Origin of the sequence: Streptomyces sp. UW30 (assembly GCF_008042075.1) — a bacterium.
In the GTDB taxonomy this organism is placed as follows: domain Bacteria; phylum Actinomycetota; class Actinomycetes; order Streptomycetales; family Streptomycetaceae; genus Streptomyces.
This window is the reverse complement of record NZ_RDBN01000049.1, coordinates 115986-138610: the sequence shown is the minus strand read 5'-3', so window position 1 is coordinate 138610 and position 22625 is coordinate 115986. Positions and strand designations below refer to the sequence as shown.

Below are 22625 nucleotides of genomic sequence, written 5' to 3'. Positions count from 1 at the left end.
GTGCTGGGGCGGAGGGGGCGGTCGGGGGTTTTCAGCCCGCCTGCGAGGGGGTCTGCTTCATCTCGTCGACGATGGCCCGCTGCATGATCGCGCTGGTGTAGAGCACGGTGCCGGGGGTGATCAGGGCGTCCGTGCCGGTGTTCTTGCGGACCTGGACGGTGCGCTGGCCGAGGAAGACATCGGTCTTCCGGTCGAAGATCCATTCCTCGCGCTGCCCGCTGGTCTCGTCGAGCCGGGCCACCGCGATCCCGTGCCGTCCGGCGGCGTCCACCGCGTCGTCGACCACGACCACACCGGGGATCTTCGCGGCGGCCTTGAACAGCGCCGGGTAGAGCTCGGCCGGCGGGTAGCTCTCGCCGAGCAGGTCGCCGATGGTGGTGAAGGCCTGCTGGTCGGGGGTGTTGCCCATCCCCTCGGTCTCCTTGTAGATCTTGGCGAGCAGCTTGTCCGGGTCGGTGGTGAGCGCGGCGAGGTAGTCGTACGAGGGAGCGTTCAGCGTCGCCTCCGGGGTGTTGCCCTGCTCGTCGGGGAGGCTCAGGGTCTCGCCCTCGGGGCCGTCGTTGACCGAGGGGTCGATCAGCCAGCCCTCGGTGCCGTCCGCGGACTCCCACACCTGACGGGTGTGCAGCGCGTGACTGGCCAGGCTGGACTTGTCGCCGACGGTCTTCACGAAGCTGTCGGCGGACTTGGACTCGACGTAGATGAACTGCCCTGGCTTGACGTCGGGGTGGGACGTGTCGGCCGCCGCCAGCGAGATCCGGTCGAGCAGCTGGGGCATGCCCTTGGTGGTCGTCGCGCCGATCCGCGTGGTCAGCGCCGGTCCGGTGGCGACGCCGCTGTCCCGGACCCCGCCGGCGCCACTGCTGCTCTGCCACACCCCGGCGACGACCGCAGCCGCCACGGCGACGGCCGTCAGGGGCAGCGCTATCGCCGGGCGCGGGAGGCGCAGGCGGCGCTTCTGCCCGGGCGCCGGCGTCGTGTTCTGCTCGTCCTGCCGCATGTCGTGGATCTGGGCCATCAGACGCTCCTTGTGGAACTCGTGGCGGCCCGACGGCAGGTCACGCGCCGTATGCGAGAGCAGCTCGGTGGCGCTCTCGTCCCACTCGGCCGGGTGCGGCCGGGGCGTGTTCGCGTTCATCGGTTTCCCTCCTGTGCGGGCCGGATCACGCTTGTGTGATCACCTCTTGTCTGTCGGGCGGGCCGGCCGCCTTCCCGATTTCCGTGAACTTTTTCGTACGACGTCCGGGCCGCGGGGCGGACGGCCGAGGCGTCCTCGGCGTGGGTGCGCAGCTTCTTGCGGGCCCGGGACAGCCGGGAGGCCACCGTGCCGACCGGGATCCCCAGTGCCTGCGCGGCGGCCTCGTAGTCCAGGCCCTCGCCCAGACAGAGTGTGACGACCTCGCGTTCCGGTCTGCGCAACTTGGCGAGCGCGGTGAGGGCCACCGACAGACGGTGCCCGTCGTCGACCCGGTCGGCCACCTCGTCGGCATGGTCGGGCACCGACAGCTCGGCCGCCGCGGCGGCGTTCGCGGCGGCTCGGTAGCGCCGGTTGCTGCGGTACTGGTTGCGGGCCGTGTTGGTGGCGATGCCCAGCAGCCAGGGCCGCAGCGAGCCGCCTTCGGGGTCCACCCTGTCGCGCAGCCGCCATGCCTCCAGGAAGGTCGCGGCCATGACGTCCTCGGCCACGGACCAGTCGGCGGTCAGCCGGAAGGCATGGTTGTAGACCGCGCGGGCGTAGCTGTCGAAGAGCTCCGCGAACGCGCTCGATTCCCCGGCCCGTACCCGGGTTCGCATATGAGTGCTCACTTCAATGAGCTGTCCGGCACCCGGCCCCGACTTCCCGTGACCTGTGTCACATGCGCGCCAGTGCCATGAGCAGCGGCGGTCGGCGTCTTCGTCTCTCGCACGACAGTGTCGCGGATCAGGGAGACGCTCCAGTCGCGCAGGTCCATGTGTGCGGTGACGGCGAGGGTGGTCACCTCGCTCGGACGGCAGGTGGCTTATGCGGCAGCGGGGCCTGCTCGCCGTCCGACGGCCAGCAGGTGAGAGCTTGCCGCCAGCAGCTCCGGGTACGGCTCCGCCATGCGGGCCGCGGTGAGCGCCGATTCGAAGAGCGCGGAGGTCCGGAAGTCGCTTCCGGTGTTTCGCTCGGCCGCGGCGAGCATCGACCAGGCCGGGCCCTCGACGCCGAACACCTCGGTGGCCTCGAAGCCCGCCGCGGCCACCTCGTCGCGCAGTTGCTCGCCGCTGTGGAAGTAGGCAGCGGTGAACGCCTTCTTCCCGTCGTGGATCTGGGAGGCGAGGATGCCGTCGATGCTCCTGCGCATCGCCTCCTTGTGCAGGTGCGCGAAGGCGGCGTGCTCGAACAGGCTGGAGTACCGGTTGATGCCCGCGGCCGCCAGGAGGCCCCCCGGCTTGAGTACACGGCGGGCCTCGGCGAGGGCCTGGTCGCGGTCGGCGCGTTCGAGCAGGTGATAGAGGGGGCCCAGCATGAGCACCACGTCGTAGGACGCATCCTTGGCGGTGAGCCGGCGGGCGTCGCCGAGCTCGACGGTGGCGCCGGTCTTCTTGGCCTGCTCGATGTGACGGGCGATCGGGTCGATGAGGTGCAAGGCGTAACCGTCGTCGACGAGCCACTGAGCGTGAGCCCCGGGCCCGCCGCCGACGTCGAGGATGCGGGCGGGCGGCGGGGGCAGGTAGCGACGCAGCAGTTCCTGCGTGCGTACCATCTCAAGTCGGCCGTCAGCCGTCGTACTCAGCCGCTGGGCCTCGTCGACGGTCTCGGTGTAGAACCTCACGATCTCCGGCGCTACCTCGGTGCTCGTCATGGGGTGCATTCTGAGGGCTGACCGGTGGACCAGTCCAGTGATCGGAAGTGCGCACCGATGTCGTTGCTGAAGTACGAGCAGATTGCCGAGGACCTGCGGACCCGGATCGCGGGCGGCGAGTTCGGCCCCGGTGAGCTGCTGCCGTCCGGCCGTGACCTGGCGGAGCAGTGGGATGTGTCCAGGGCGACGGTGGTCAAGGCGTACGACGTGCTCCGTAATGACGGTCTGGTCATCGCGCGCCAAGGCGCGGGGTTCACCGTGGTGGAGACGCCGGTGGCGCGGCCTGCCGGTGGGCGCCGGGCAGGCTCCGCCCGCGTGTCGGGTGGTGCGCCTTTCCGGCGGTTGGGCGTACCCGACCGGATCGTGCCGCCGGAGCACGTGAGAGACGTCCTCGGGCTGAGGGCCGGCGAGACCGCATTGCGCCGGGCGCGGCTGGTCCTGCTGGACGACGGGGCACCGGGCACGCTGGTCACCGCCTGGTTCCCGCCGGATATCGCAGACGCTGCCCCTCGGCTGGCTATGGCGGGCCCGATCGCCGAGGGGACGACCCACTACGTGCGGCGTGAATCAGGTCGCTCGCCCTTTGAAGGCGTTGACGTCAAGTGGGTGCGTCTGGCCACCGGGGAGGAGGCTCGCCTTCTTGAGGTGGATCAGCCCGTTGCCGTCGCTGTCGTGCTGCATATGGCGTATGACCAGGACCGATGCCCCCTGGTGTGTGAGGAGGGCGTCACTGCCTCGCACGCGTTCGAGGAGACCGACAGGTACCCGATGAGGTAGCGCTTCTCTCGACCCGCTTGACTGGACCGGTCCACCGGTCCAGTCTCTTTTTTTGTGCCGTGCTCGTCGGCCGCGTCTGCGGTCGCGCTGTGCCCGGCTGCCGAAAATGCGAACCCCGGCGACCGCTGACACGGCCCCGGGGAGCGGCCAACCTGAGAGAGCAGGTCGACATGACAAACGCTACAGGCGCCAGAGACGCGCGGGTCAAGATGACTATCCGCGTATACACCGTGAACCGCTACGGCGCGGTCACTCAGGAGCGCGGCACCGTGGACATCGTGCATGGCTCAGAGCCGCTGCCATTGATGTCTCGGAGCCTGCCATGTGCGTGCCCGCGCTGCTGTGCGGAAGGCCGGTGGTGACCCGGTGGTGGCTACTCGGGACGAGCCGGACCCGTTGCCGGTGGGCATCGGCTCAATGCGCTCGGCGGCAACATGGTTCCTCGCTCAGAAGACGCTGCCCCCGTACGGGATCGTCCAGGGCTTCGACACCGACTTCCGCGCCTTCCTCGATGGCCTGCTCATTCCGCGGATCGAGCAGCTCATCGGCGAACGTCCCAACGACGACGGGCCCACGAACGGAGCGATGGCGGGAGTCGGTGAGGCACGCCGACGGCTGCACGAGCCTGTGGCCGAGGGACTGAACGGCGAAGTCGCGCGTGTGAAAGGGCTCGCCCGGTCGGTCGTGGCCCTGTGTGACCACCGCGACGAGCTCGCGGCGTACGCCGCCACCGATGGCGGCCGGCCTGCCCCGGCGTGAAGGGGCCCCGGGCGACCGCAGGGTCAGGGTCGCACCGCGCACGATGACCGAAGACAAGGAGCCCCGATGATGCAAGAAGCGATCCACCGGATGGCCGGAGGCGGCGGAGGCGAGGGCGGCGACAGCCTGCCCGGCGAGCCGTGGCCCGGGCCGACCGACGAGCCGTCACCTGACGGTGGACCGAAGGCCATCGGCTGAGATGGCACTCGACGGAGTGGAGGAGGAGCGGTCCGAGCTGGGCCGTTCCCTCCTTGAGCGTAGGCACCTGACCGCCGACTGGATGCCGTCCTTCACGGCCGTGCCACGGTCCGCGTTCCTGCCGAAGCGGATGTGGCCGTACGACATGGACACCGGTCGTACCGTCACCGTGGACCTGGGGGACGAGCCGGGCCTGTGGTTCTCGTACGCCAACTCCGACGTGCCGATCGTCACGCAGTGGGACGACGGCAGGAGCAAGGGCCGCGGCACCGTGCCGACGTCGTCTGCGTCGATGCCGTCCGTGGTCTTCCGCATGTTGCAGGACCTGGAGGTTGAGGCCGGCCAGAGGGTACTGGAAATCGGGACGGGCACGGGGTGGAATGCGGCGCTGCTCGCCCACCGGCTCGGCCACGAGAACGTCGTCAGTATCGAGGTCGATTCCGCGGTGTCGGCAGCGGCACGGGAGCGATGCGCCCGGTTCGGCGTGCCACTTCTGGTGCTCGAACGCGACGGGGAGGACGGTGACGAGGCGGGAGGGCGGTACGACCGGATCATTGCCACGGCTGGGGTGCGGCAGATTCCCGCTGCGTGGATCCGTGACACCAAGCCCGGCGGGATCGTCCTCGCGCCGTGGGGCACGCACTTCCGCAACGAAGACGCCCTTGTGCGACTCAACGTGAGTGACAACGGGACTGCCGAGGGACGCTTCCTGGGGCCCGTGGAATTCATGAAGATACGTGCTCAGCGGTCGCCGTTCGCCGGGCACGACGCGTACGTCACGGACGGCGTGAGCGGGGCCGACCGGGGCACGACGACCGTCACGGAAGACGAGTTGCTGGGCGCGGGCCGCTTCACGCCTACGCGGTTCGCGATCGGGCTGAGAGTGCGGGACTGCCACCACACGGAGGCGGAGAAGCGGGACGGCGCCCGGCCCGTGTGGTTCTACGGGCTGACGGACCGGTCGTGGGCGTGCGTCATGTTCCGTGACGGCCGGGAGGAATCCCAGGTCTGGCAGTCCGGGCCGCGCAGGCTCTGGGATGAGGTGGCCGCCGCGCTCGCATGGTGGCGTTCGGCCGCCGAGCCCGGCTTTGAACGGTTCGGCTTGACGGTCACCGAGGACGGTCAGCGCGTCTGGCTCGACGTGCCGTCGGAGGCATGGGACATCTGAGCCGACCCCGCTCGCCTGCATGCCGGAGAGGATCCCCGTAGCGGGCGTCACGGGCGCCCCGGGCATCCGCCTCACCGGCCTCGATGCACTGGCCGCGCCACCCCGCCCCGAACATCGCGGACGTCGGCTGACGCGGCCGTGGCCCCACTACCGCCGGGTCAGAGACCGAACTCCTGCGCAGGCAGCCCGAGTACCTGGCACGCCTCGCGCAGGACCTGCTCCTCGGCCGGCGCGATGTAGCCGTCCGCACCCGCGACCACGAAACCGGTCTGGACGACCGCCCGGGCCTCCGTGGGCTTCTTCGCGGCCTTGGCGATCTCCTGAAGGGCCTCGGCCTTGCCCTGCTGGAAGTTGAACGACATCTGGTCGACGTGCTTGTTGAACCGCTGGCGCAGCTGCTCGGAGGGGAAGTTCTGCAGGACGTCGTTGTTGAGGATCAGCGACTCCACGTGCTGGCGCTCGGCGGGGTCCACATTCCCGTCGGCGGCGGCGACCAGGGCGCACATGGCCATGCTGGCGTCCCGGTAGGCGCCGCTCTTCAGCTCCGTCTTGAGAGAGGTGAGCTGGGTCTTCAGTGCGCTGACCAGCTGCGCCTTGGACCCCCCGCCCGACCGCCCGCGTCCACCGGACCCCGTCCCCGGCTGCCCGTGTCCACCGGGCCCCCGCGTGCCCTGGGCCTGCTGCTGCAAGCCCTTGGCCTGGTCCTTGATCCGATCCCACATCGCCATCCGTGCCACCTCGGCTTCAGCCGTGTCGTTCCGGTCGTCCTCATGCGCTTCGCGTGCCATCCAGCCAACGTCCGCCCCGCCCCAGGAGTTCCAGGCTCCCGACGCCGCTCACCGGACCCGACGCCCTTCGGTGTGCTCAGCCGTACAGGGCCACCCTCGGGGCCACCGTGCCCTCGGCCCGCGGGTCGACGACGGTGAGCCGGTAGACCTGGGTGAGGGTCTCGCCAGGGTGCAGGGTGCGCCGGGCGGTCGGGAGGTCGGTGAACAGCGTGCCGGACTGGGTGCCGACCTGCACGGGCCGCCAGCCGCCGCGCGCGGTGCGCCGCTCCACCTCGATGTCCGCCGGTTCGAGGTAGGGGCCCGCGTCCGGCGACAGCACCAGGAGCTGCGGGGCGACGGTCCGGTCCGTTGTCCCGCCGTTGTGGTGGGTGACGATGACCTCGCGCCGCTCTCCGTCGGACGGGAGGGGGCCGGCGGGCAGGTCGACGAAGCCGGTGGGGGCCGTGGGTGTCTGCCTCTGCGGGGCGGCCGGCGCCTGCGCCACGGCGTCCTGCGTGGCCGCCGCCGTCGGTCCCGCCGCGGCCAGGGCGGACAGCGCCACCACGAGGGTGACGAAAGCGAGCCTGGGGCGACTGTTCTTCAACGACACGTTCGCTGATCCTTCGGATTCGCTCGGGTGAACCGGCCTGACCGGCAAGGCTGTCGGCCACGCACCTCGTCAAGGGTACGCAGTACACGCCGGGCACCGGATCCCGTCCATCGAGGCGGGTGCGGCGGCCCGCGATCCGACCGGATGCGAACGCGAAGAAGCGGGGGCGTCCTCGGGGAAGCGTGACGGGACGGCCTACGAGCCCGGCGGGCGGAATTGGACCTGTCGGCGTGACGCCTCGTCGATCTCGTCGACGGTGAGCAGGGGCGTGGCCCGGGTGTGGAGCGCGCCGCTGGCCTTGACGGTGAGGCTGACGGCGGCCATGGACACCGGGTCGGGGAAGTCGACGATGAGGACGAGGTCGTCCTGCCCGAACGTGAAGTACATGGCCTCGACCTTGCCGCCGAGGCCGCTGACGACCTGGTCGACGGCGGTGCGGCGGCCGCTCGCGCCCTCCTTGAGCAGCCCCTTGGTGCCCTCGGACGTGTAGGTCGCCTGGATGAGGAACTTCGGCATCGGGACGCTCCTGCCCATCGCTGGTCCGGTCTGCGCAAGGGCCTTCCCGCTGCCGGGGCGACCACCACGCACCGCCCGGCCGGATTCACCCGTTGGCGGCGGGATCTCCTACCAGTCCGCGGATCTTCAGGACGGCAACATCCTGAAGATCTACCACGCGGAACCGGACTCCCCGCACGAGGCGGCCCTCCAGCTGATGACTGCCGCCGGACGTGTCGAATCCGCCGACCCCCGATCGACGTGAGAGTGAGCCAGGACTTCCCCCACGCATCACAGGAGCACCCACCGTGACCGTAACCGCGGACCTCGCCATCTCCCTCGACGGCTTCATCGCCGGAACCTCAGTCACCGTCGACAACCCGGGCGGCGACGGCGCCGAGCCGCTCTTCGAGTGGATCCACAACCTGGCGAGCTGGCGTGAGCGTCAGGGGATGGCCGGTGGGGAGGACAACCGTGACTCCGAGGTGATGCGTGAGTGGTTCGACGCCACCGGGGCGGTGGTGATGGGCCGGACCATGTACGACACGGGCGAGGAGTTCTGGGGCGACAACCCGCCCTTCCGCACCCCGGTCTTCGTGCTCACCCACCGACCGCGSCCCACCCTCGTCAAGGAGGGCGGCACCACCTTCACCTTCGTCACCGACGGTATCCACAGTGCCCTCGACCGGGCGAGGGCCGCGGCCGGGGACAGGAACGTCGACATCGCGGGCGGCGCGAGCACGGTGCGGCAGTACCTCGCGCAGGGGCTCGTCGACGAGCTGCAACTGCATGTGGTGCCCGCACTCCTCGGAGCGGGACTACGGCTCTTCGAGGGCCTCGGCCGGCGCGACCTGGAGCCGCTCAGGGTGGTGGACACGCCCCTCGCCACCCACCTCAAGTACCGCTTCGTGGGCGGGTGAGGTCCGGCTTCGGCTACCGGCCCGCGTCCAGCGCGGCCACGAACTGTTCGAGGCGCAGGGCGACGCCGTCGTCGTCGTTGGACGCGGTGCGGTGGTGGGCGGCCGCCAGTACGGTCGGGTGGGCGTTGGCCATGGCGTAGGAGCGGCCGACGGACGTGAGCATGGGCAGGTCGTTGGGCATGTCCCCGAACGCGGCGATCTCGTCCCTGCCGATGCCGAGCCCGCGGCTGAACTCGATCAGCGTGCTGGCCTTGGTCACCCCGGGTGCGCTGAACTCCACCAGGGACAGCCCCGTGGAGTACGTGGTCTCGGCACGGGCGCCGGCCGCTCGCCGCGCCTGGTCGTGGAAGACGTCGAGGGCCAGCGTCGGATGGTGGGCGAGGACCTTCACCATCGGGTGGCCCGGCGGCCGGGCCAGGAGTTCCTCGGCCGGGCCGATCAGATCGACGGCGTCCTCGCCGTACGACCAACTCGGGTACGCCGCCTCGTGCGCGAAGTCCGTGTCGTACTCGAAGGCGAAGGACACCCCGGGCACCGCCGCCCGCACCCGCGCCACGAGCTGCGCCGCCTCACCGGCCGGGATCGGCCGGGTCCGCTGCACGGTCCCGTCCGGCGCGTGTACGGCGGCCCCGTTGGCCGCGATGACGAAGTGCGGCCCGAGCGTCTTCAGCAGAGGCGGCACCGCCCGTGGCGGGCGTCCGGTGACGAGCACGACACGGATGCCGGCGTGCTCGGCGGCTTCCAGCGCGCCGCGGGTGCGGGAGGACAGGGTGCCGTCGCTGCGCAGGAGCGTCCCGTCCAGGTCGGTCGCCACGAGCCGCGGCGGCGGCGAGGTGCGCTCGGTCGGTGTCGTCGCCATGGTGGCCGCCTTCAGCTGTCCGCCGGGATGGCGGGAACGACGGTGATCGTAGTCGGGGCGGCGCGGCGACTTCCGGGCCGGGCACGGCAAAGCCGTGCAGCACCGTTGACACCCGGCTGCCCCGGCCGGAGACTCATGCCCAGTCGACTATGAAGGAATTTTCACTCAGCGAACAGGCTCGAACAAGCTCAGGCTCCCACCACCCCAAGGACGCAGATGTCCCGCTCCCTCACACCCCCCGGACCCCGTCCCGCGCACACCTTCCGCACCGTGTTCCCGGTCCTGGCCCTGTGCTGGCTGGCCGTGTTCTTCGACGGCATGGACGTCAACATCTACGGCGCCGTCATGCCGCACATGCTCGACGACTCCGGCCTCGGACTGACCCCGGACACCGCGGGCACCATCGGCAGCTGGACCACGTTCGGCATGCTCATCGGCGCGCTCACCGCCGGAAACCTCACCGACTGGCTCGGCCGCCGGATGATGCTCGTGGCCAGCGTGAGCCTGTTCTCCGCCGGGTCCGCCCTCTGCGCCCTGGCCGACGGAGTCGGCGTGTTCGGCGCCGGACGCTTCGTCGCCGGCCTGGGCCTCGGCGGCCTCATGCCGCTGTGCCTGGCCATGGTGATGGAGTTCGCGCCGCCGCGCCGGGCCGCCCTGACCACCGGCCTGCTCATGACGTCGTACCACTTCGGAGGCATGGCGGCGACCGGCCTCGGCCTCACCCTCGCCCCGGCCGCGGGCTGGCGCTGGGTCTTCTGGGCGGGCGTGCTCCCGGCCGTGGTCGCCGTACCGCTGCTGCTGCGCCTGCTGCCGGAGTCGCCCGGAGTGCTGCTGGCGCGCGGTGAGCGGGACCGGGCCGACGCCGTCGCCGACCGCTACGGGCTGCCCCGGCCCGTCGAGGTCGCCGCCCCGGCCGCCGGCGCGGCGGGCAGGCTCGCCGCCGTACGGGAGCTGTTCCACCCGCGCTCACGCTGGGCGACCCCGCTGCTGTGGCTGGCGTCCTTCTGCGGGCTGCTGCTGGTGTACGGCGTCAGCACCTGGCTGCCGCAGATGATGCGCGCCTCCGGCTACGGCCTGAACTCCTCCGTCAGCTTCCTCCTGGTCATCAACGCGGGCGGCATCGTCGGACTGCTGATCGCCGGCCGGGTCGCCGACAGGTTCGGCGCGGTACGCGTGTCGGCGATCTGGTTCGTCCTCACCGCCGCCGGCGCCCTGCTGCTCAAGGCCCACCTGCCGCTCGGCGTGACCTATGTCGTCGTCGCCGTCACCGGTGTCTGGCTGTTCAGCGCACAGGTGATGGTCTACGCCGCCACCAGCACCGTCTACCGCGACAGCGAACGCGCCGCCGGCCTCGGCTGGGTCACCGGAGTCGGCCGCACCGGAGCCGTCGTCGGCCCCTGGCTGATCGGCGAACTCGCCGCGAGCGGCAACGAGAGCTGGGGCTTCACCACCTTCGCCCTGGCCGGACTCGGCGGCGCACTCGCCATCTGCCTCGTCCCGGCGGCCCGCAGGTTCGCCCGCGACGACACCAAGGCCCCGGCGCCGGCAGCGGCCGGCGCCGGCACCTGAACCAGGACGCCGACGCTTCCCGCGTCAGCCGCCCCCCTCCGCCTCGGTCTTCGTCGCCGCCCCCCAGATCCCCGCCGCCACCTGCTCGGCGAACTTCGTCGGCGGTGGATCGTTCGGCAGCTGCGCCGGAATCGTCGTGCCCTTCTTGCCGCCCGCCCGGTCGGCGAACAGGGTGACCGTCAGGGCGAGTCGGGTGTCGTAGCCCGTGGTCCACACGGTGCGGCGGGTGGTGCCGCCGCCCGCCCCGCCGGTGATGAGGACCCTCTTCTCCGCCGGGAAGGCGGCGGCGTCGGCGGGGCCCCCGGGGACCGGCACGGACCCGGCCCCCGTTCGCGCGTCCGCCAGGTACGCCATCTGCTCGTCCAGCACGCGCCGCACCTCGGGACGCGCCCGGTAGACGGTGCGGCCCTCCCGGGTGATGCGCGCGACGGTGTACGGGGTGGCGTACTTGCCGCCCGCCCCCAAAGTCGCGTACGCCGAGGTCAGGTTGAGCGGGGTCGGCGCCGGCGTCGCCAGCAGTGCGCGCAGCGGGTCACCCGGCTTCACCTTGCCGAACGGCTCCAGCGCCGTCCCCGCCTCCACCGCCCCGCTCACCGCGTCGTTGAACGGCTGGCGCGCGTAGTCCGAGCCGCCGTACAGCAGCCGCAGCGCTCCGTCGCCGGGCACCATCCCCACGACGGCGGTGTGCACCCGCACGCCGCGCCCGCCGCCGGGACGATCCTGGACCAGCTGCGTGGCACGGTCCTGAAGGGCCAGGTCGAAGGTGGTCGTCACGCTGTAGCCGCCGCTCGCGAGCTGGTCCTCGGTGATGCCGAGCCGGTCGGCGGCCTCCTCGGCCGCGACGTCGATCAGATACTGCCGCTGCCCCTCGGTCTCGCCCGGCGGATAGAACCGGAACGCCGGGAAGCGTGCCTCGGCCCGCTGCTTCGCCGTGATGGCGCCGCTCGCCGCCATCGCGTCGAGCACCCACTCCCAGCGGTTCTCCAGCCTCGCGGTCACCTTCCCGTCGGAGCCCGCCTTCTCGTAGTACGACGGGATGTTGACGATGGAGGCCAGCGCCGCGCCCTGCGCGACCGTCAGGTCCTCGGCGTCGACGCCGAAGTAGTTGCGCGCGGCGGACTGGATCCCGGCCGCGCCGCGCCCGAAGTACACGGTGTTGAGATAGCCCTGAAGGATCTCGTCCTTGCTGCGGGTGCGGTCCAGCTTGATCGCGATGAGCGCCTCGCGCGCCTTGCGGGACAGCGACCGCTCCGGGCTCAGCAGCGCGTTCTTCACATACTGCTGGGTGATGGTGGAACCGCCCTGCTGGTCACCGCCCGTCAGCGTCGCGAGCGTGGCCCGCGCGAGGGCCCGCGGCGAGATCCCCCGGTCGGTACGGAAGGAGCGGTTCTCCGCGGCGATCACCGCCTCCTGCACATGCCGGGGCACCGCGGACAACGGCACGTCCTGCCGGTCGACCGGCCCGCGCCGGCCCAGATAGGCGCCGCCGGAGTCGAGGAACACGGTGCTCTGCGTGACGGTCTCGGGGTGCGGCTTCGGAATGGTCGTCAGGTGGTACGCCACGACGACCGTCGCGCACAGCAGCGCGACCAGGGTGAGGAAGGCGTAGCCCAGCCGGCGAAGCCGTCGGCCCCGGGTGCGCCGGAGCCGGATCCGCAGCGGGGTGCGCTCGCGGTGCCGGGGCCCCGGAGTCGTCGTCCTCGCGTTCACGTCCGCCACCACTTTCGCGTTCATATCCGCCACCACTCCTCGGCCGACCGCGCGGCGACCTTGCCCGAGGCGTCGTACACCGTGACGATCCGTTCGTCCCCGCCCGTGTCGAGGAGCGCCTGCATGTGCTGCTTGGGCAGCGGGGCGCTCGCGTACCAGATGCCCCAGCCCGGACTGCCCGCCAGGACGAGAACCTTCGCGGTGGCCCTGCCGCCGTCGCCGGTGCGCACCTCCACGCGGCCCGGTTCGCCGTTCAGGCCGTGGAAGAGCCCCGACAGGAAGAACCCGCCCTTCACGTTGTCCACCCGCAGGGTGACGCCCGGATCGTCGGACGGCCGGTCACTGTCCTCCAGCCCCTCCGGGCGGACGGGCACCGACCAGTGCCCGCCGTCGGCCGTGAGCCACACCCGCACCCCCGGCCCGGCGCTCACCCGCTCGCCGGGCGCCACGACCCGCATCGGGCTCGCCGCCGACGACGCACGGCCCCCGGCCGCGGACGCCTCGTCCCGCTCGCCCCCGCCCCCGATCCGGTCGGCGGCGAACAGGGCGCCGGGCGTGAGCAGCGCCGCGCAGACGGCCGAGACCACGGCGACCCGGCGCCGCCGCAGCACACGGCCCCGGGCCTGGACTTCGGCCAGCGGCACCTCGGACGGCACGACGTCCAGGGCGGCGCCGGCATACACCTCGCGCAACCGCGCCGCGTCGGCGCCGGACGCCCGCAGCCCTTGCCGGACCTGGGCCCGCACCGCACCCACCGAGCAGCCCAGCACCTGGGCGATCTCCGCGTCCGTCAGTCCCTCCCAGAACCGCAGCACCAGGACGGTCCGCCGCCGCGCGGCCCGCCGTCCGCGCAGCCGGCGCAGATGGCCCCGCACCAGGCAACGCTGTACGTGGAAGTCCACGTCGTCGCGCGGAACCCGCCGCCACCACGCGCACATCCGCGCCAGCGTTCTGCGCACCAACTCCTGCGCCGCACCGGGTTCGTCGGTGAGCAGTCGCGCCGTCACGACCAGCCGGGGCCAGTGCGTGCGGGCGTAGGTGGCGAAGTCGTGGCCGGCGGGGTGTGCGTCGTGAGTCGGGGGCACGTGGGGCTGTCCTTCGGCTCGGGAACTGGGTCGGTGGTGCGGGTAGGTTGAACAGCCGAGGAGCCAACACCGTTGAGGAAAAGGGAGCCTGGAACCCCTGTGCGCCGTCTTACGGGTGGGTTGCGCTGCGCTGGATGCGACCTACGGGACCTGTACGCACGGCGGAGGTGGCCCGGTTGCACGGCAAGGGCAGGGAATCCGGTGGGGGCATGACCGAGGACGAGTTCGACGCGTTCTACGCGGCCGCGTTCCCCCGGCTGACCGGACAGCTCTACGCCTTCACCGGAGACCACGGCGAGGCCCAGGACGTCGTACAGGAAGCGTTCGTACGGGCCTGGGACCGGCGCCGGCAGTTCCTGGCGGACAGCGCACCCGAGGCGTGGATCCGCACGGTGGCCATGCGGCTGGCGGTGAGCCGCTGGCGGCGCGCGAAGCGCTGGCTGGAACTGGTACGGCGTACTCCGCCGCCCGACTCCACCCCGGGGCCGGGCCCCGAGTACACCGCGCTCGTGGCCGCCCTGCGCGAACTGCCCGAGGTTCAGCGGATGGCGATCGTCCTGCACCATTTGTGCGACCTGAGTGTCGAACAGGTAGCCTCCGAGACCGGTGCTCCCGTGGGGACCGTCAAGGCGAGGCTGTCCCGGGGGCGAGCGGAACTGGCGAAGCGTCTTGCGGGGGACGAGGCCGACGGGCCGGTCCGGAAGGAGAGCGGCCGTGTCCGATGAACTCTCCGCCGCGCTGCGCGAGTTGGCGGCAGGGCAGGCAACCGCGCCGGTCGTCGACGGCGCCGGGATCCGGGCCCGCGCGATGCGCCGCAGACGCCGTCGTCGTACGGCCGTCACCCTCGGCGCGGGGACCGTGGCCCTCGCCGTCCTGGGCTTCGCGCTGCACCTCAACCTCGGCGCAAGCCCGGATCACCCGCCCGGGAACCGGATCCCGCCCGCGACGCACTCCTCTTCCACCCCGCCGCCCACGGTCACCCCGTCGCCCGCCTCCGCCACGCTCGACCTGCCCCGGCACTCCCTCACCGTCGACGGCCGGGTCCTGCGGGTCCTGTCGGACCTCGACGGCCGCACCGGGTTCACGGGCCCGCTCACGGTCACCGCGAAGCACGCCTCACTCGTCCTGGGCGTCGAGTTGGCCTCCAAGGGCCCCGTCAAGGTGAAGGTGCCCTACGTGGTCGAGCTCCGCGACACCCGGGACCAGCCCCTCTACGTCGGTGCCCTCGTCGAGCCGCCGGCTCTGGGCAACCTGGACACCACCGGCGACTGGATCGGCCTGGAGGCCAAGGACGCCGCGTGGTTCCAGGCCCGCGTCCGGGCCGGCGAGGCCATCGCGGTGACGACCGCCATGAGACCGCCCGCGCCGCCGTCGCAGACTTCACCGGGAGCGCAGCCCTCGGTATCCGCGCCCGAGGAACTCTCTTCTTGATCCACCGCTTTACGTGTCTCGTCCGCGGATGCCAGAGTCTAGGAACTCCCGACCGAAAGCCGAGGCAGGCCATGGCCATCGACCTGACCGCCCTGCGGGCCCAGTTCCCCGCCCTCGACCAGGGCCTCGCCTTCTTCGACGGCCCGGGCGGGACCCAGACCCCGCGCCCCGTCGCCGACGCCATCGCCGCGACGATGACCCGCCCCCTCTCCAACCGGGGCACCGTCAGCCCGTCCGAGCTCAACGCCGAGCGCGCCGTGACGGACTTCCGCACCGCCTACGCCGACCTGCTCGGCATCCCCGCGAGCGGCATCGTCCACGGACGCAGCGCCACGCAGCTCACCTACGACTTCTCCCGCCACCTGGCCAAGGGCTTCGAGCTCGGCGACGAGATCGTCCTCAGCCGCCTGGACCACGACTCCAACGTCCGCCCCTGGATCCAGGCCGCCGAGCGCGCCGGGGTGACGGTCCGCTGGATCGAGATCGACGCGGAGACCACGGAGCTCGACCTCGACTCGTTCGAGCGGGCGCTGTCGCCCCGGACGCGGCTGGTCGCGGTCACGGCCGCCTCGAACGTGCTGGGCACCAAGCCGCCCGTCCGCCGCATCGCCGACGCCGCGCACGAGGTCGGCGCGCTGCTGTTCGTCGACGGAGTCCACTACGCCGCACACCACCTGGTGGACGTACGGGCCCTAGGCGCCGACCTGTTCGTCTGCTCGCCGTACAAGTTCCTCGGACCGCACTGCGGTGTGCTCGCCGGGGCGCCCGAACTCCTCGAAACGCTCCACCCGGACAAGCTCCTGCCGTCCCCCGACAACGTGCCGGAGCGCTTCGAGTTCGGCACCCTGCCCTACGAGATCCTGGCGGGCGCCACCGCGGCCGTGGACTTCCTGGCCGCTCTGGCCCCGAGCACCGCGCCGACCCGCAGGGAACGGCTCGCCCACTCCCTGGCGGCCCTGCACGAGCACGAGCGGACACTGCGCACCAGGCTGGAGGACGGCGTACGCGCACTCGGCGACGCCGTCACCGTTCACTCCAGGGCGGCCGACCGCACCCCGACCCTGCTGATGACTCTCGAAGGCCGCGACGCCCGCGAGGCCCAGGCACACCTCGCCGCCCGCGACGTGGTCGCCCCCGCCGGATCCTTCTACGCCTACGAGCCCTTCACGGCGCTGAAGCTTCAGAGCCCGGCGCTGCGGGCGGGCCTGGCGCCGTACAACACGACCGAGGACGTGGACCGTTTCCTTCAGGGCCTGTCCTCGTTCCTGTGATCCGCGTTCCTGTGATCCGCGGCGCCGCCGCCCCGGCTCGCCCTACGTGCCGTCCTGCCGGCGCACCATCTCGTTGATCCAGGCGGGAGCGAAGGGAGACGTGCAGCCCGGCGAGGTCGGATAGTCCTTGAGCACCTCCAGGCGTTCACCGATGGCGAGCGCACGGGCGCGGTACTCGGCGTGCTCGATGCCGATCTGCGCCAGGCAGTGGTTCATCGCCCACTGCAGGCGCTGCGGGGCGTCCTTCATCTCCGTCTCGATGACGTCGAGCAGTCCCGCGAGGTCGAGGCCCTCCGGCTTCTTCGCCACGCGTTCGGTGGTCAGCGCCCACCCGGCGCTCGCGACCACCGGGTCCGGATCGGCGAACCAGGTCAGGCGCAGCTTCTCGGCGTGCGGGTTCTTCTTCACCACGTAGTTCACGAGCCAGTCGTGCACCTTGGGCGTACGCGCCTCACGCACCATGGCGTCCAGCTCGTCCCGTTCGAATGCCTTGGGGCGGCAGATCAGCAGTGCCAGCAGCCGCGCCGCGGTGTCGTCCGTCTCCCAGAGCCGGCGGGCGAGTTCCTGCTGCTGCTTCAGCCGCTTCGCGAGCGCGCGGAGCTTGCCGAGGTTCACACCGTGATCGTCACCGTGCTTCTCGTTCACCGCCCGCGCCTTCGGATCCTCCAGCCCGGCCAGCTCCTCCAGCACCTCGGCCACCGTCGCCTCGGTCGGTGTCGTCCCGGCCACGTCGGCCTCCTGTCGGTCGTGTGCGCTGCGGATGTGCCGTGCACGGCCCGAGCGTAATGTGGTCCGGACGAGCGGAGGATCAGCGATGGGCACAGTCACGACCGACGACGGCACCACGATCTTCTACAAGGACTGGGGTCCCCGCGACGGGCAGCCTGTCGTCTTCCACCACGGATGGCCGCTGAGCGCCGACGACTGGGACAACCAGATGTTGTTCTTCCTGGCGCAGGGCTACCGGGTCATCGCCCATGACCGTCGTGGGCACGGCCGCTCGACCCAGACCCCGACCGGCCACGACATGGACACCTACGCCGCCGACGTGATCGCGCTCGCCGACGCGCTCGATCTGCACGGCGCCTTCCACATCGGCCACTCCACCGGCGGCGGCGAGGTCGCGCGCTACGTCGCCCGCGCCGAGCCCGGCCGGGTCGCGAAGGCGGTGCTGGTGGGCGCCGTGCCGCCGCTGATGCTCAAGACGGAGTCCAACCCGGGCGGCCTGCCCATCGAGACCTTCGACGCCTTCCGCCGGGGTGTCGCCACCAACCGCGCACAGTTCTTCATCGACGTCCCCTCGGGGCCGTTCTACGGCTTCAACCGCCCCGGTGCGAAGGTGTCGCAGGGGCTGATCGACAACTGGTGGCGGCAGGCCATGATGGGCGCCGCGAACGCCCACTACGAATGCGTCAAGGCGTTCTCCGAGACCGACTTCACCGAGGACCTGAAGCAGATCGACGTACCCGTCCTCGTCGCCCACGGAACCGACGACCAGGTCGTCCCGTACGAGGACTCGGCGCCGCTGTCGGCGGGGCTCCTCAAGAACGGCACGCTCAAGAGCTACGAGGGCCTCCCGCACGGGATGCTGTCGACGAACCCGGACGTCCTGAACCCCGACATTCTCGCGTTCCTGAAGTCCTGAGGAGCTCGCCGCGGGGACCGGCGGGCAGGCTCCGTGCCTACGCCGGCGGCGTCACCAGCCCAGCAGTCCCTCGCCGGCCCGCGCGTCCTGGACCGGCGCGGCCGGAGGGACGTCGTGGCAGGTGAAGCCGAGCCGGGTCAGCGCCCGGCGCATCTCGCCCGTGGTGAAGTCGCGGCGGTCCTGCCGGGTGAGCACCTCCCCGACCTGCATCACGGGGTAGACGCGGCGGCCGATGGTCACGGCCACTCCGGTGACGGGTTCGGGCGTGACGCCCTGCATCGACTGCTCGACCTCGCTCTTGATCAGGTCGAAGGGGAAACCGGCGATGACACAGCGCATGGATGCCTCCACAGACTCGGGGGGAAAGGACCGGAGGGGGTCGACCGCGCGAACGGCGGTCAGCAGGTGAGGGCGAGGACGCCCAGGGCGTAGCCGTGCTCGTCGATCACGGGGGACACGTCCTGGGCCCGGGCCCGTATGGCCGCTTCCGCTTCGCTGAGCACGGCCACGGACGACGTGAACGGTCCGCGGTCGAGGGGGATGTCCCGCAGCCGCGTCCGGTCGCTGTACCAGGTGCCGCCGCCGCGGTGCTCGGAGAGCTGGGCCCGGGTGACCAGTCCCGTGCATCGCCCGTCCGCGTCCTGGAGGAGCAGGTGCGGGACGCGGGCGCTGATCAGCACGGACAGAGCCACGTCGACGGTCATGTGGTCGTCGACCTGGGGCCCGGGGGCGTGCATGGCGTCGCGGGCGGTCAGGCCGGTGCCTTCGGACTGCTCGGCCTGCCGGGTGCGGTACGGAGTCGGCGTCAAGGGATGCTCCTCTTCGTGGGTGCGGTCGGGACGGGTGACGGCTTCGTCCCGACCGCTGTGAGTGAGTCCCGTTGCCTTGGCTATGGGTTGTTCCTCGGGGCGGACCGACGGGTCCGGCCGGAGCCTCGCCCGCTCCCACCGCGGCCATTGGCCCCGGCGCTGCCACCGCGGCCGTTCGCCCCTGCGCTCCCGCCGCCTGTCCGCCTCCTGGAGCCCCGGCCCGCGGACCCCGTGCGTTCGGGTTGTTCGGCGACCGGTACAGGGATGGTGACGGGCACGCCGGACGGGGGCCGGGCGCCGGTGATCCGGTGCAGTTCGTCCTCGCCGGGGCGAACCCGGGCGGTCCGCGCGGTGACGCCGGCATCGGCCATCAGGCGGTCCATCGATCGACGCTGGTGCGGCAGGACGAGGGTGACGACGGTGCCGGACTCGCCCGCGCGGGCGGTACGGCCGCCGCGGTGCAGGTAGTCCTTGTGGTCACCGGGCGGATCGACGTTCACGACGAGGTCGAGGCCGTCGACGTGGATCCCGCGGGCGGCGACGTTGGTGGCCACCAGGACCGTGACACGGCCGTCCTTGAACTGGGCGAGCGTCCGGTTGCGCTGCGGCTGGGACTTGCCGCCGTGCAGGGCCGAGGCACGCACACCCACGGACAGCAGGTGCTTGGCCAGCCGGTCCACCGCGTGCTTGGTGTCCAGGAACATGATCACCCGCCCGTCGCGGGCGGCGATCTCGGTCGCGGTGGCGTGCTTGTCGTCGTCACGCACGTGCAGCAGATGGTGCTCCATGGTGCTGACGGCGCCCGCGGACGGGTCGACGGAGTGCACCACGGGGTCGCGCAGGTAGCGGCGCACCAGGAGGTCGATGTTGCGGTCCAGGGTGGCCGAGAACAGCAACCGCTGGCCACCGGGACCGACCTGGTCGAGCAGCGCGGTGACCTGCGGCATGAAGCCCATGTCGGCCATCTGGTCGGCTTCGTCCAGGACGGTGATGGCGACCTGGTCCAGTCGGCAGTCGCCCCGCTCGATGAGGTCCTTGAGGCGGCCGGGCGTCGCCACGACGACCTCGGCGCCACCGCGCAGCGCACTGGCCTGCCGGCCGATCGCCATGCCGCCCACCACGGTGGCGAGCCGCAGACGCAGGGCGCCGGCGTAGGGGGTGAGCGCGTCGGTGACCTGCTGCGCCAGCTCGCGGGTGGGGACCAGGACGAGGGCGAGCGGCTGTCGGGGCTGGGCCCGCTGTCCGTCCAGCCGGGCCAGCACGGCCAGGCCGAAGGCGAGCGTCTTGCCCGAGCCCGTGCGCCCGCGGCCCAGGACGTCCCGGCCGGCCAGCGCGTTCGGCAGCGTGGCTGCCTGGATCGGGAAGGGGACGGTCACGTCCTCGGCGGCCAGCGCGGTCAGCAGACGTGCGGGCATGTCCAGTTCGGCGAACGTCCGGACCGCCGGCAGCGGCTCGGTAAGCGTCACGGGCAGGGCGAATTCCTGCGAACGGGTGGTGGAGCGTGCTCCAGGGCCGCTCCTTCGTCCGGCGGCCGGACGGGGGTTCTGCCCACCATTGCTCTGCGCGTGAATACGGCCGCTGCGGGGGTTGTCCGCCGAGCGCGTGGAACTTCTGTCCGCGCGAAAGCGACCCGGATTTCCGCCGGTGCGGCGGGTGCGGTTCATGGAAGGAACCTTCCTCGATGCGGCGTATCGAGGAATTCCGACCGGCGGCGCCGAGCCGCACACGGATTCACAAGAATGAGCCGAAGAAATACGAAAAGGCCCGCACCCCAAAGAGTGCGGGCCTCAGTCGAACGGTCGCGTCAGCGTCAGGCGGGAACGATGTTCTCGGCCTGCGGGCCCTTCTGACCCTGCGTGACGTCGAAGGTAACCTTCTGGCCTTCCTGAAGCTCGCGGAAGCCGCTGGTGGCGATGTTCGAGTAGTGGGCGAACACGTCAGCGCCGCCGCCGTCCTGCTCGATGAAGCCGAAGCCCTTTTCCGCGTTGAACCACTTCACGGTGCCAGATGCCATATTGAATCTCCCTAGGGGGGCAGTGCCGGAATCCGCACTTTACGGATCCGAGTCGCCGCGATGATCACCCCTCCGGAAAGATCCGGAAAGCTGTGCAAAGAAACAAGTCTCTGGCAATCAAAACTGCAACTTCTATTACGCTAACACAGGTCGGGCCGAAGTTTCATGCCTTTTTTGGGTCGGACCGAGAATCCTCGTCCGTGCCGACCCGTATTTCTGTACCGGCGGCACTAGGTATCCGTGCCGCGCTCGGCCAGCTTCCGGCGCATGTCCCGGTTCAGGCGCAGCGCGTCGTCGAGCTGGTCSWCCAGGGAGACGATGCGGCAGGCGGCCTCGATCGGGGTGCCCTGGTCGACCAGCTCGCGGGCCCGGGCGGCGATGCGCAACTGGCGGCGGGAGTAGCGCCGGTGGCCGCCCTCCGACCGCAGCGGGGTGATGAGCCGGGCTTCGCCGACGGCCCTCAGGAAGGCGGGGGTGGTACCGAGAACGTCGGCTGCTCGCCCCATGGTGTAGGCGGGGTAGTCGTCGTCGTCGAGGTTCCCCGCGACAGGGGCGTTCTCAGCGGGCATGGCACCTTCGTTCCGGGGGCGGGCGACGGGCCCGGGCGGTCGCGGCATGCGCGCTGCGAAGGACTCGGTACCGTCTGCCTCGTGCGACAACCCTAGCGCCGTCGGCCGGGAAAATGTGGCTTCGCTGCTACAGACTTTTCCCTGGCCTCCCGCGCGGGCCGAGAAGGGCCGGCGCACGGGCATCCACGAACGCGCCGGAACCGGTCATGGATCGTTCACGTGGTGGTCACGCCTGGCGGAACGGGAGGCTCCGCACCGGTGTCGAGGAGGATCTGCTCGGCCCCTTTGAGGTTGTCGGCGCGCACCGCCTGGGCCATCGCCGCCCGCGCCGCGGTGGGCGACGCGTCGCCCACCGACGAGGCGTCGAGGTGCACGACCTGGCCGTCGACGACCAGGCGCGTAGGCAGTCCGTCCCAGGCGGCGGAGTCCAGGCCGACCCGGGAGATCGGTCCGAGGTGTTCGGACAGCGTGCGAATCAGACCTGGCAGTTCGGTGGCGACGTCACGGGAGCGCGGCCACCACGCGCCGTCGAGTACTCCCGTGCGCTCCTGTGTCGTCTCCAGCCGCAGGAGGGCCGTACCGGGGCGGACGGATTCGTGTACGCCGTCCGGGAGGCGTCCCACGGCGGGTGGCGGATCGGTACCGGCCACTGTGCTCACCTCCTGCGCGTCCTGCGAGGAATTCTGGTGGCAATATGAACGGCGCGGAAAATCGTGAGAACGAGTCGGGGCCCGCACCTCATGGTGCGGGCCCCAGCTGCGAAGTACGCGTCAGCGCCGGTGTCAGGCGGGAACGATGTTCTCGGCCTGCGGGCCCTTCTGGCCCTGCACGATGTCGAACGACACCTTCTGGCCTTCCTGCAGCTCACGGAAGCCCTGGGTCGCGATGTTCGAGTAGTGGGCGAAGACGTCGGGGCCGCCGCCGTCCTGCTCGATGAAGCCGAAGCCCTTTTCGGCGTTGAACCACTTCACGGTTCCGGTGGCCATTCTGTTTCTCCTTCGGGAGACGGTGTTCGGAGCCGCCCTGTGCGGAATCCGGTCGCCGTGATGATCTCCCGTCGGAAAAATCTTCCGGGAACCACACCTGCAACTGTTACCGAGACTAGCACGGGCCGATTGACCACGCGTGTTAAACAATTCCA

Annotated in this window: 28 protein-coding genes; 11 read left to right on the top strand and 17 right to left on the bottom strand. The window is 71.3% G+C overall.

The genetic code is table 11. From position 1 onward, the window contains the following. Positions 1-31: 31 nt before the first annotated feature. The 3 genes from EAO75_RS33790 to EAO75_RS33780 form a co-directional block, all read right to left on the bottom strand. Positions 32-1138: a CU044_5270 family protein gene (locus tag EAO75_RS33790; RefSeq protein WP_147998972.1), complete on the bottom strand. Its 1107-nt coding sequence runs from the start codon at positions 1136-1138 to the stop codon at positions 32-34. Continuing rightward, positions 1135-1794 carry an RNA polymerase sigma factor gene (locus EAO75_RS33785; RefSeq protein WP_147998971.1) on the bottom strand — a complete coding sequence of 220 codons (660 nt, stop codon included), beginning with the start codon at positions 1792-1794 and terminating at the stop codon, positions 1135-1137. The genes EAO75_RS33790 and EAO75_RS33785 overlap by 4 nt, the downstream gene beginning before the upstream one ends. Before the next feature lie 206 nt (positions 1795-2000). Continuing rightward, positions 2001-2828 carry a class I SAM-dependent methyltransferase gene (locus EAO75_RS33780; RefSeq protein ID WP_147998970.1) on the bottom strand — a complete coding sequence of 276 codons (828 nt, stop codon included), beginning with the start codon at positions 2826-2828 and terminating at the stop codon, positions 2001-2003. Between the two features lie 57 nt (positions 2829-2885). Here EAO75_RS33780 and EAO75_RS33775 point away from each other — a divergent pair, with 57 nt between their 5' ends. From EAO75_RS33775 to EAO75_RS33765, 4 genes are all read left to right on the top strand, one after another. Further along, positions 2886-3605, top strand: a complete 720-nt coding sequence (locus EAO75_RS33775) for a GntR family transcriptional regulator (RefSeq protein ID WP_147998969.1) — start codon at positions 2886-2888, stop codon at positions 3603-3605. Between the two features lie 402 nt (positions 3606-4007). Continuing rightward, positions 4008-4364, top strand: a complete 357-nt coding sequence (locus tag EAO75_RS33770; RefSeq protein WP_261989539.1) for a DUF6415 family natural product biosynthesis protein — start codon at positions 4008-4010, stop codon at positions 4362-4364. Positions 4365-4430: 66 nt separating this feature from the next. Further along, positions 4431-4562 (top strand): hypothetical protein, encoded by a 132-nt coding sequence (locus EAO75_RS47750; RefSeq protein ID WP_261989534.1) that lies wholly within the window; start codon positions 4431-4433, stop codon positions 4560-4562. Between the two features lies 1 nt (position 4563). Further along, the gene (locus tag EAO75_RS33765; protein WP_147998967.1) at positions 4564-5730 is read left to right on the top strand and encodes a methyltransferase domain-containing protein; all 1167 of its coding nucleotides are present in this window, start codon (positions 4564-4566) and stop codon (positions 5728-5730) included. A gap of 158 nt (positions 5731-5888) precedes the next feature. On the opposite strand, the gene EAO75_RS33760 is transcribed toward EAO75_RS33765, so the two are convergent. The 3 genes from EAO75_RS33760 to EAO75_RS33750 all read right to left on the bottom strand — a co-directional run bounded on the left by EAO75_RS33760 (position 5889) and on the right by EAO75_RS33750 (position 7623). Continuing rightward, positions 5889-6458, bottom strand: a complete 570-nt coding sequence (locus EAO75_RS33760) for a tellurite resistance TerB family protein (RefSeq protein ID WP_147998988.1) — start codon at positions 6456-6458, stop codon at positions 5889-5891. A gap of 136 nt (positions 6459-6594) precedes the next feature. Continuing rightward, positions 6595-7107 carry a hypothetical protein gene (locus tag EAO75_RS33755; RefSeq protein WP_187284690.1) on the bottom strand — a complete coding sequence of 171 codons (513 nt, stop codon included), beginning with the start codon at positions 7105-7107 and terminating at the stop codon, positions 6595-6597. Between the two features lie 195 nt (positions 7108-7302). Continuing rightward, the gene (locus EAO75_RS33750) at positions 7303-7623 is read right to left on the bottom strand and encodes a GYD domain-containing protein (RefSeq protein ID WP_147998966.1); all 321 of its coding nucleotides are present in this window, start codon (positions 7621-7623) and stop codon (positions 7303-7305) included. On the opposite strand from EAO75_RS33750, the gene EAO75_RS33745 reads away from it, so the two are divergent. Continuing rightward, entirely contained in the window at positions 7607-7867 is a 261-nt protein-coding gene (locus tag EAO75_RS33745) for a hypothetical protein (RefSeq protein ID WP_147998965.1), read from the top strand. The genes EAO75_RS33750 and EAO75_RS33745 overlap by 17 nt on opposite strands. 43 nt (positions 7868-7910) lie before the next feature. Beyond that, the gene (locus tag EAO75_RS33740; RefSeq protein WP_147998964.1) at positions 7911-8522 is read left to right on the top strand and encodes a dihydrofolate reductase family protein; all 612 of its coding nucleotides are present in this window, start codon (positions 7911-7913) and stop codon (positions 8520-8522) included. A gap of 13 nt (positions 8523-8535) precedes the next feature. Here EAO75_RS33740 and EAO75_RS33735 read toward each other — a convergent pair whose 3' ends face one another. Next, positions 8536-9381, bottom strand: coding sequence for an HAD family hydrolase (locus EAO75_RS33735; protein WP_147998963.1), 846 nt, complete (start codon positions 9379-9381; stop codon positions 8536-8538). Between the two features lie 216 nt (positions 9382-9597). Between EAO75_RS33735 and EAO75_RS33730 the strand changes: the two genes are divergently transcribed. Further along, on the top strand, positions 9598-10950 hold the full coding sequence (locus EAO75_RS33730; RefSeq protein ID WP_147998962.1) for an MFS transporter: 1353 nt from the start codon (positions 9598-9600) through the stop codon (positions 10948-10950). Positions 10951-10974: 24 nt separating this feature from the next. On the opposite strand, the gene EAO75_RS33725 is transcribed toward EAO75_RS33730, so the two are convergent. Further along, positions 10975-12684, bottom strand: coding sequence for a transglycosylase domain-containing protein (locus EAO75_RS33725; protein ID WP_147998961.1), 1710 nt, complete (start codon positions 12682-12684; stop codon positions 10975-10977). After that, a complete protein-coding gene (locus tag EAO75_RS33720) occupies positions 12681-13745 on the bottom strand; it encodes a sigma factor-like helix-turn-helix DNA-binding protein (RefSeq protein WP_147998960.1) in 1065 nt (354 codons plus the stop codon). Before EAO75_RS33720 ends, EAO75_RS33725 begins: the two co-directional genes overlap by 4 nt. Positions 13746-13954: 209 nt before the next feature. Between EAO75_RS33720 and EAO75_RS33715 the strand changes: the two genes are divergently transcribed. The 3 genes from EAO75_RS33715 to EAO75_RS33705 all read left to right on the top strand — a co-directional run bounded on the left by EAO75_RS33715 (position 13955) and on the right by EAO75_RS33705 (position 16447). Beyond that, entirely contained in the window at positions 13955-14470 is a 516-nt protein-coding gene (locus EAO75_RS33715) for a SigE family RNA polymerase sigma factor (protein WP_147998959.1), read from the top strand. Continuing rightward, the gene (locus EAO75_RS33710; protein ID WP_147998958.1) at positions 14460-15176 is read left to right on the top strand and encodes a hypothetical protein; all 717 of its coding nucleotides are present in this window, start codon (positions 14460-14462) and stop codon (positions 15174-15176) included. Before EAO75_RS33715 ends, EAO75_RS33710 begins: the two co-directional genes overlap by 11 nt. A gap of 71 nt (positions 15177-15247) precedes the next feature. Further along, the gene (locus EAO75_RS33705) at positions 15248-16447 is read left to right on the top strand and encodes a cysteine desulfurase-like protein (protein WP_147998957.1); all 1200 of its coding nucleotides are present in this window, start codon (positions 15248-15250) and stop codon (positions 16445-16447) included. 42 nt (positions 16448-16489) lie between these two features. Here the strand turns inward: EAO75_RS33705 and EAO75_RS33700 are convergent, their stop codons facing one another. Next, positions 16490-17176, bottom strand: a complete 687-nt coding sequence (locus tag EAO75_RS33700) for a DNA alkylation repair protein (RefSeq protein WP_147998956.1) — start codon at positions 17174-17176, stop codon at positions 16490-16492. 85 nt (positions 17177-17261) lie between these two features. Here EAO75_RS33700 and EAO75_RS33695 point away from each other — a divergent pair, with 85 nt between their 5' ends. After that, positions 17262-18092, top strand: a complete 831-nt coding sequence (locus EAO75_RS33695; RefSeq protein WP_147998955.1) for an alpha/beta fold hydrolase — start codon at positions 17262-17264, stop codon at positions 18090-18092. A gap of 51 nt (positions 18093-18143) precedes the next feature. Here EAO75_RS33695 and EAO75_RS33690 read toward each other — a convergent pair whose 3' ends face one another. The 7 genes from EAO75_RS33690 to EAO75_RS33660 all read right to left on the bottom strand — a co-directional run bounded on the left by EAO75_RS33690 (position 18144) and on the right by EAO75_RS33660 (position 22470). After that, positions 18144-18431, bottom strand: coding sequence for an SCO5918 family protein (locus EAO75_RS33690; RefSeq protein WP_147998954.1), 288 nt, complete (start codon positions 18429-18431; stop codon positions 18144-18146). 59 nt (positions 18432-18490) lie between these two features. Then, the gene (locus EAO75_RS33685) at positions 18491-18901 is read right to left on the bottom strand and encodes a CBS domain-containing protein (RefSeq protein ID WP_187284689.1); all 411 of its coding nucleotides are present in this window, start codon (positions 18899-18901) and stop codon (positions 18491-18493) included. Positions 18902-18981: 80 nt separating this feature from the next. Continuing rightward, positions 18982-20565: a DEAD/DEAH box helicase gene (locus EAO75_RS33680; protein WP_147998953.1), complete on the bottom strand. Its 1584-nt coding sequence runs from the start codon at positions 20563-20565 to the stop codon at positions 18982-18984. Positions 20566-20711: 146 nt separating this feature from the next. Then, on the bottom strand, positions 20712-20915 hold the full coding sequence (locus tag EAO75_RS33675; RefSeq protein ID WP_007383480.1) for a cold-shock protein: 204 nt from the start codon (positions 20913-20915) through the stop codon (positions 20712-20714). Between the two features lie 230 nt (positions 20916-21145). Continuing rightward, positions 21146-21484, bottom strand: a complete 339-nt coding sequence (locus EAO75_RS33670) for a MerR family transcriptional regulator (RefSeq protein WP_147998952.1) — start codon at positions 21482-21484, stop codon at positions 21146-21148. Positions 21485-21699: 215 nt separating this feature from the next. Beyond that, positions 21700-22134: a DUF5994 family protein gene (locus EAO75_RS33665; protein ID WP_147998951.1), complete on the bottom strand. Its 435-nt coding sequence runs from the start codon at positions 22132-22134 to the stop codon at positions 21700-21702. A 132-nt stretch (positions 22135-22266) separates the two neighbouring features. Beyond that, positions 22267-22470: a cold-shock protein gene (locus EAO75_RS33660; RefSeq protein WP_147998950.1), complete on the bottom strand. Its 204-nt coding sequence runs from the start codon at positions 22468-22470 to the stop codon at positions 22267-22269. Positions 22471-22625: the final 155 nt, after the last annotated feature.

What these genes read in the sequence shown, in the direction of transcription:
- EAO75_RS33790 (WP_147998972.1), bottom strand. Translation starts at nt 1,138, where the DNA reads ATGAACGCGAACACGCCCCGGCCGCACCCGGCCGAGTGGGACGAGAGC.
- EAO75_RS33785 (WP_147998971.1), bottom strand. Translation starts at nt 1,794, where the DNA reads ATGCGAACCCGGGTACGGGCCGGGGAATCGAGCGCGTTCGCGGAGCTC.
- EAO75_RS33780 (WP_147998970.1), bottom strand. Translation starts at nt 2,828, where the DNA reads ATGACGAGCACCGAGGTAGCGCCGGAGATCGTGAGGTTCTACACCGAG.
- EAO75_RS33775 (WP_147998969.1), top strand. Translation starts at nt 2,886, where the DNA reads ATGTCGTTGCTGAAGTACGAGCAGATTGCCGAGGACCTGCGGACCCGG.
- EAO75_RS47750 (WP_261989534.1), top strand. Translation starts at nt 4,431, where the DNA reads ATGATGCAAGAAGCGATCCACCGGATGGCCGGAGGCGGCGGAGGCGAG.
- EAO75_RS33765 (WP_147998967.1), top strand. Translation starts at nt 4,564, where the DNA reads ATGGCACTCGACGGAGTGGAGGAGGAGCGGTCCGAGCTGGGCCGTTCC.
- EAO75_RS33760 (WP_147998988.1), bottom strand. Translation starts at nt 6,458, where the DNA reads ATGGCGATGTGGGATCGGATCAAGGACCAGGCCAAGGGCTTGCAGCAG.
- EAO75_RS33745 (WP_147998965.1), top strand. Translation starts at nt 7,607, where the DNA reads ATGAGGAACTTCGGCATCGGGACGCTCCTGCCCATCGCTGGTCCGGTC.
- EAO75_RS33750 (WP_147998966.1), bottom strand. Translation starts at nt 7,623, where the DNA reads ATGCCGAAGTTCCTCATCCAGGCGACCTACACGTCCGAGGGCACCAAG.
- EAO75_RS33735 (WP_147998963.1), bottom strand. Translation starts at nt 9,381, where the DNA reads ATGGCGACGACACCGACCGAGCGCACCTCGCCGCCGCCGCGGCTCGTG.
- EAO75_RS33730 (WP_147998962.1), top strand. Translation starts at nt 9,598, where the DNA reads ATGTCCCGCTCCCTCACACCCCCCGGACCCCGTCCCGCGCACACCTTC.
- EAO75_RS33725 (WP_147998961.1), bottom strand. Translation starts at nt 12,684, where the DNA reads ATGAACGCGAAAGTGGTGGCGGACGTGAACGCGAGGACGACGACTCCG.
- EAO75_RS33715 (WP_147998959.1), top strand. Translation starts at nt 13,955, where the DNA reads ATGACCGAGGACGAGTTCGACGCGTTCTACGCGGCCGCGTTCCCCCGG.
- EAO75_RS33705 (WP_147998957.1), top strand. Translation starts at nt 15,248, where the DNA reads ATGGCCATCGACCTGACCGCCCTGCGGGCCCAGTTCCCCGCCCTCGAC.
- EAO75_RS33695 (WP_147998955.1), top strand. Translation starts at nt 17,262, where the DNA reads ATGGGCACAGTCACGACCGACGACGGCACCACGATCTTCTACAAGGAC.
- EAO75_RS33690 (WP_147998954.1), bottom strand. Translation starts at nt 18,431, where the DNA reads ATGCGCTGTGTCATCGCCGGTTTCCCCTTCGACCTGATCAAGAGCGAG.
- EAO75_RS33680 (WP_147998953.1), bottom strand. Translation starts at nt 20,565, where the DNA reads ATGAACCGCACCCGCCGCACCGGCGGAAATCCGGGTCGCTTTCGCGCG.
- EAO75_RS33675 (WP_007383480.1), bottom strand. Translation starts at nt 20,915, where the DNA reads ATGGCATCTGGCACCGTGAAGTGGTTCAACGCGGAAAAGGGCTTCGGC.
- EAO75_RS33660 (WP_147998950.1), bottom strand. Translation starts at nt 22,470, where the DNA reads ATGGCCACCGGAACCGTGAAGTGGTTCAACGCCGAAAAGGGCTTCGGC.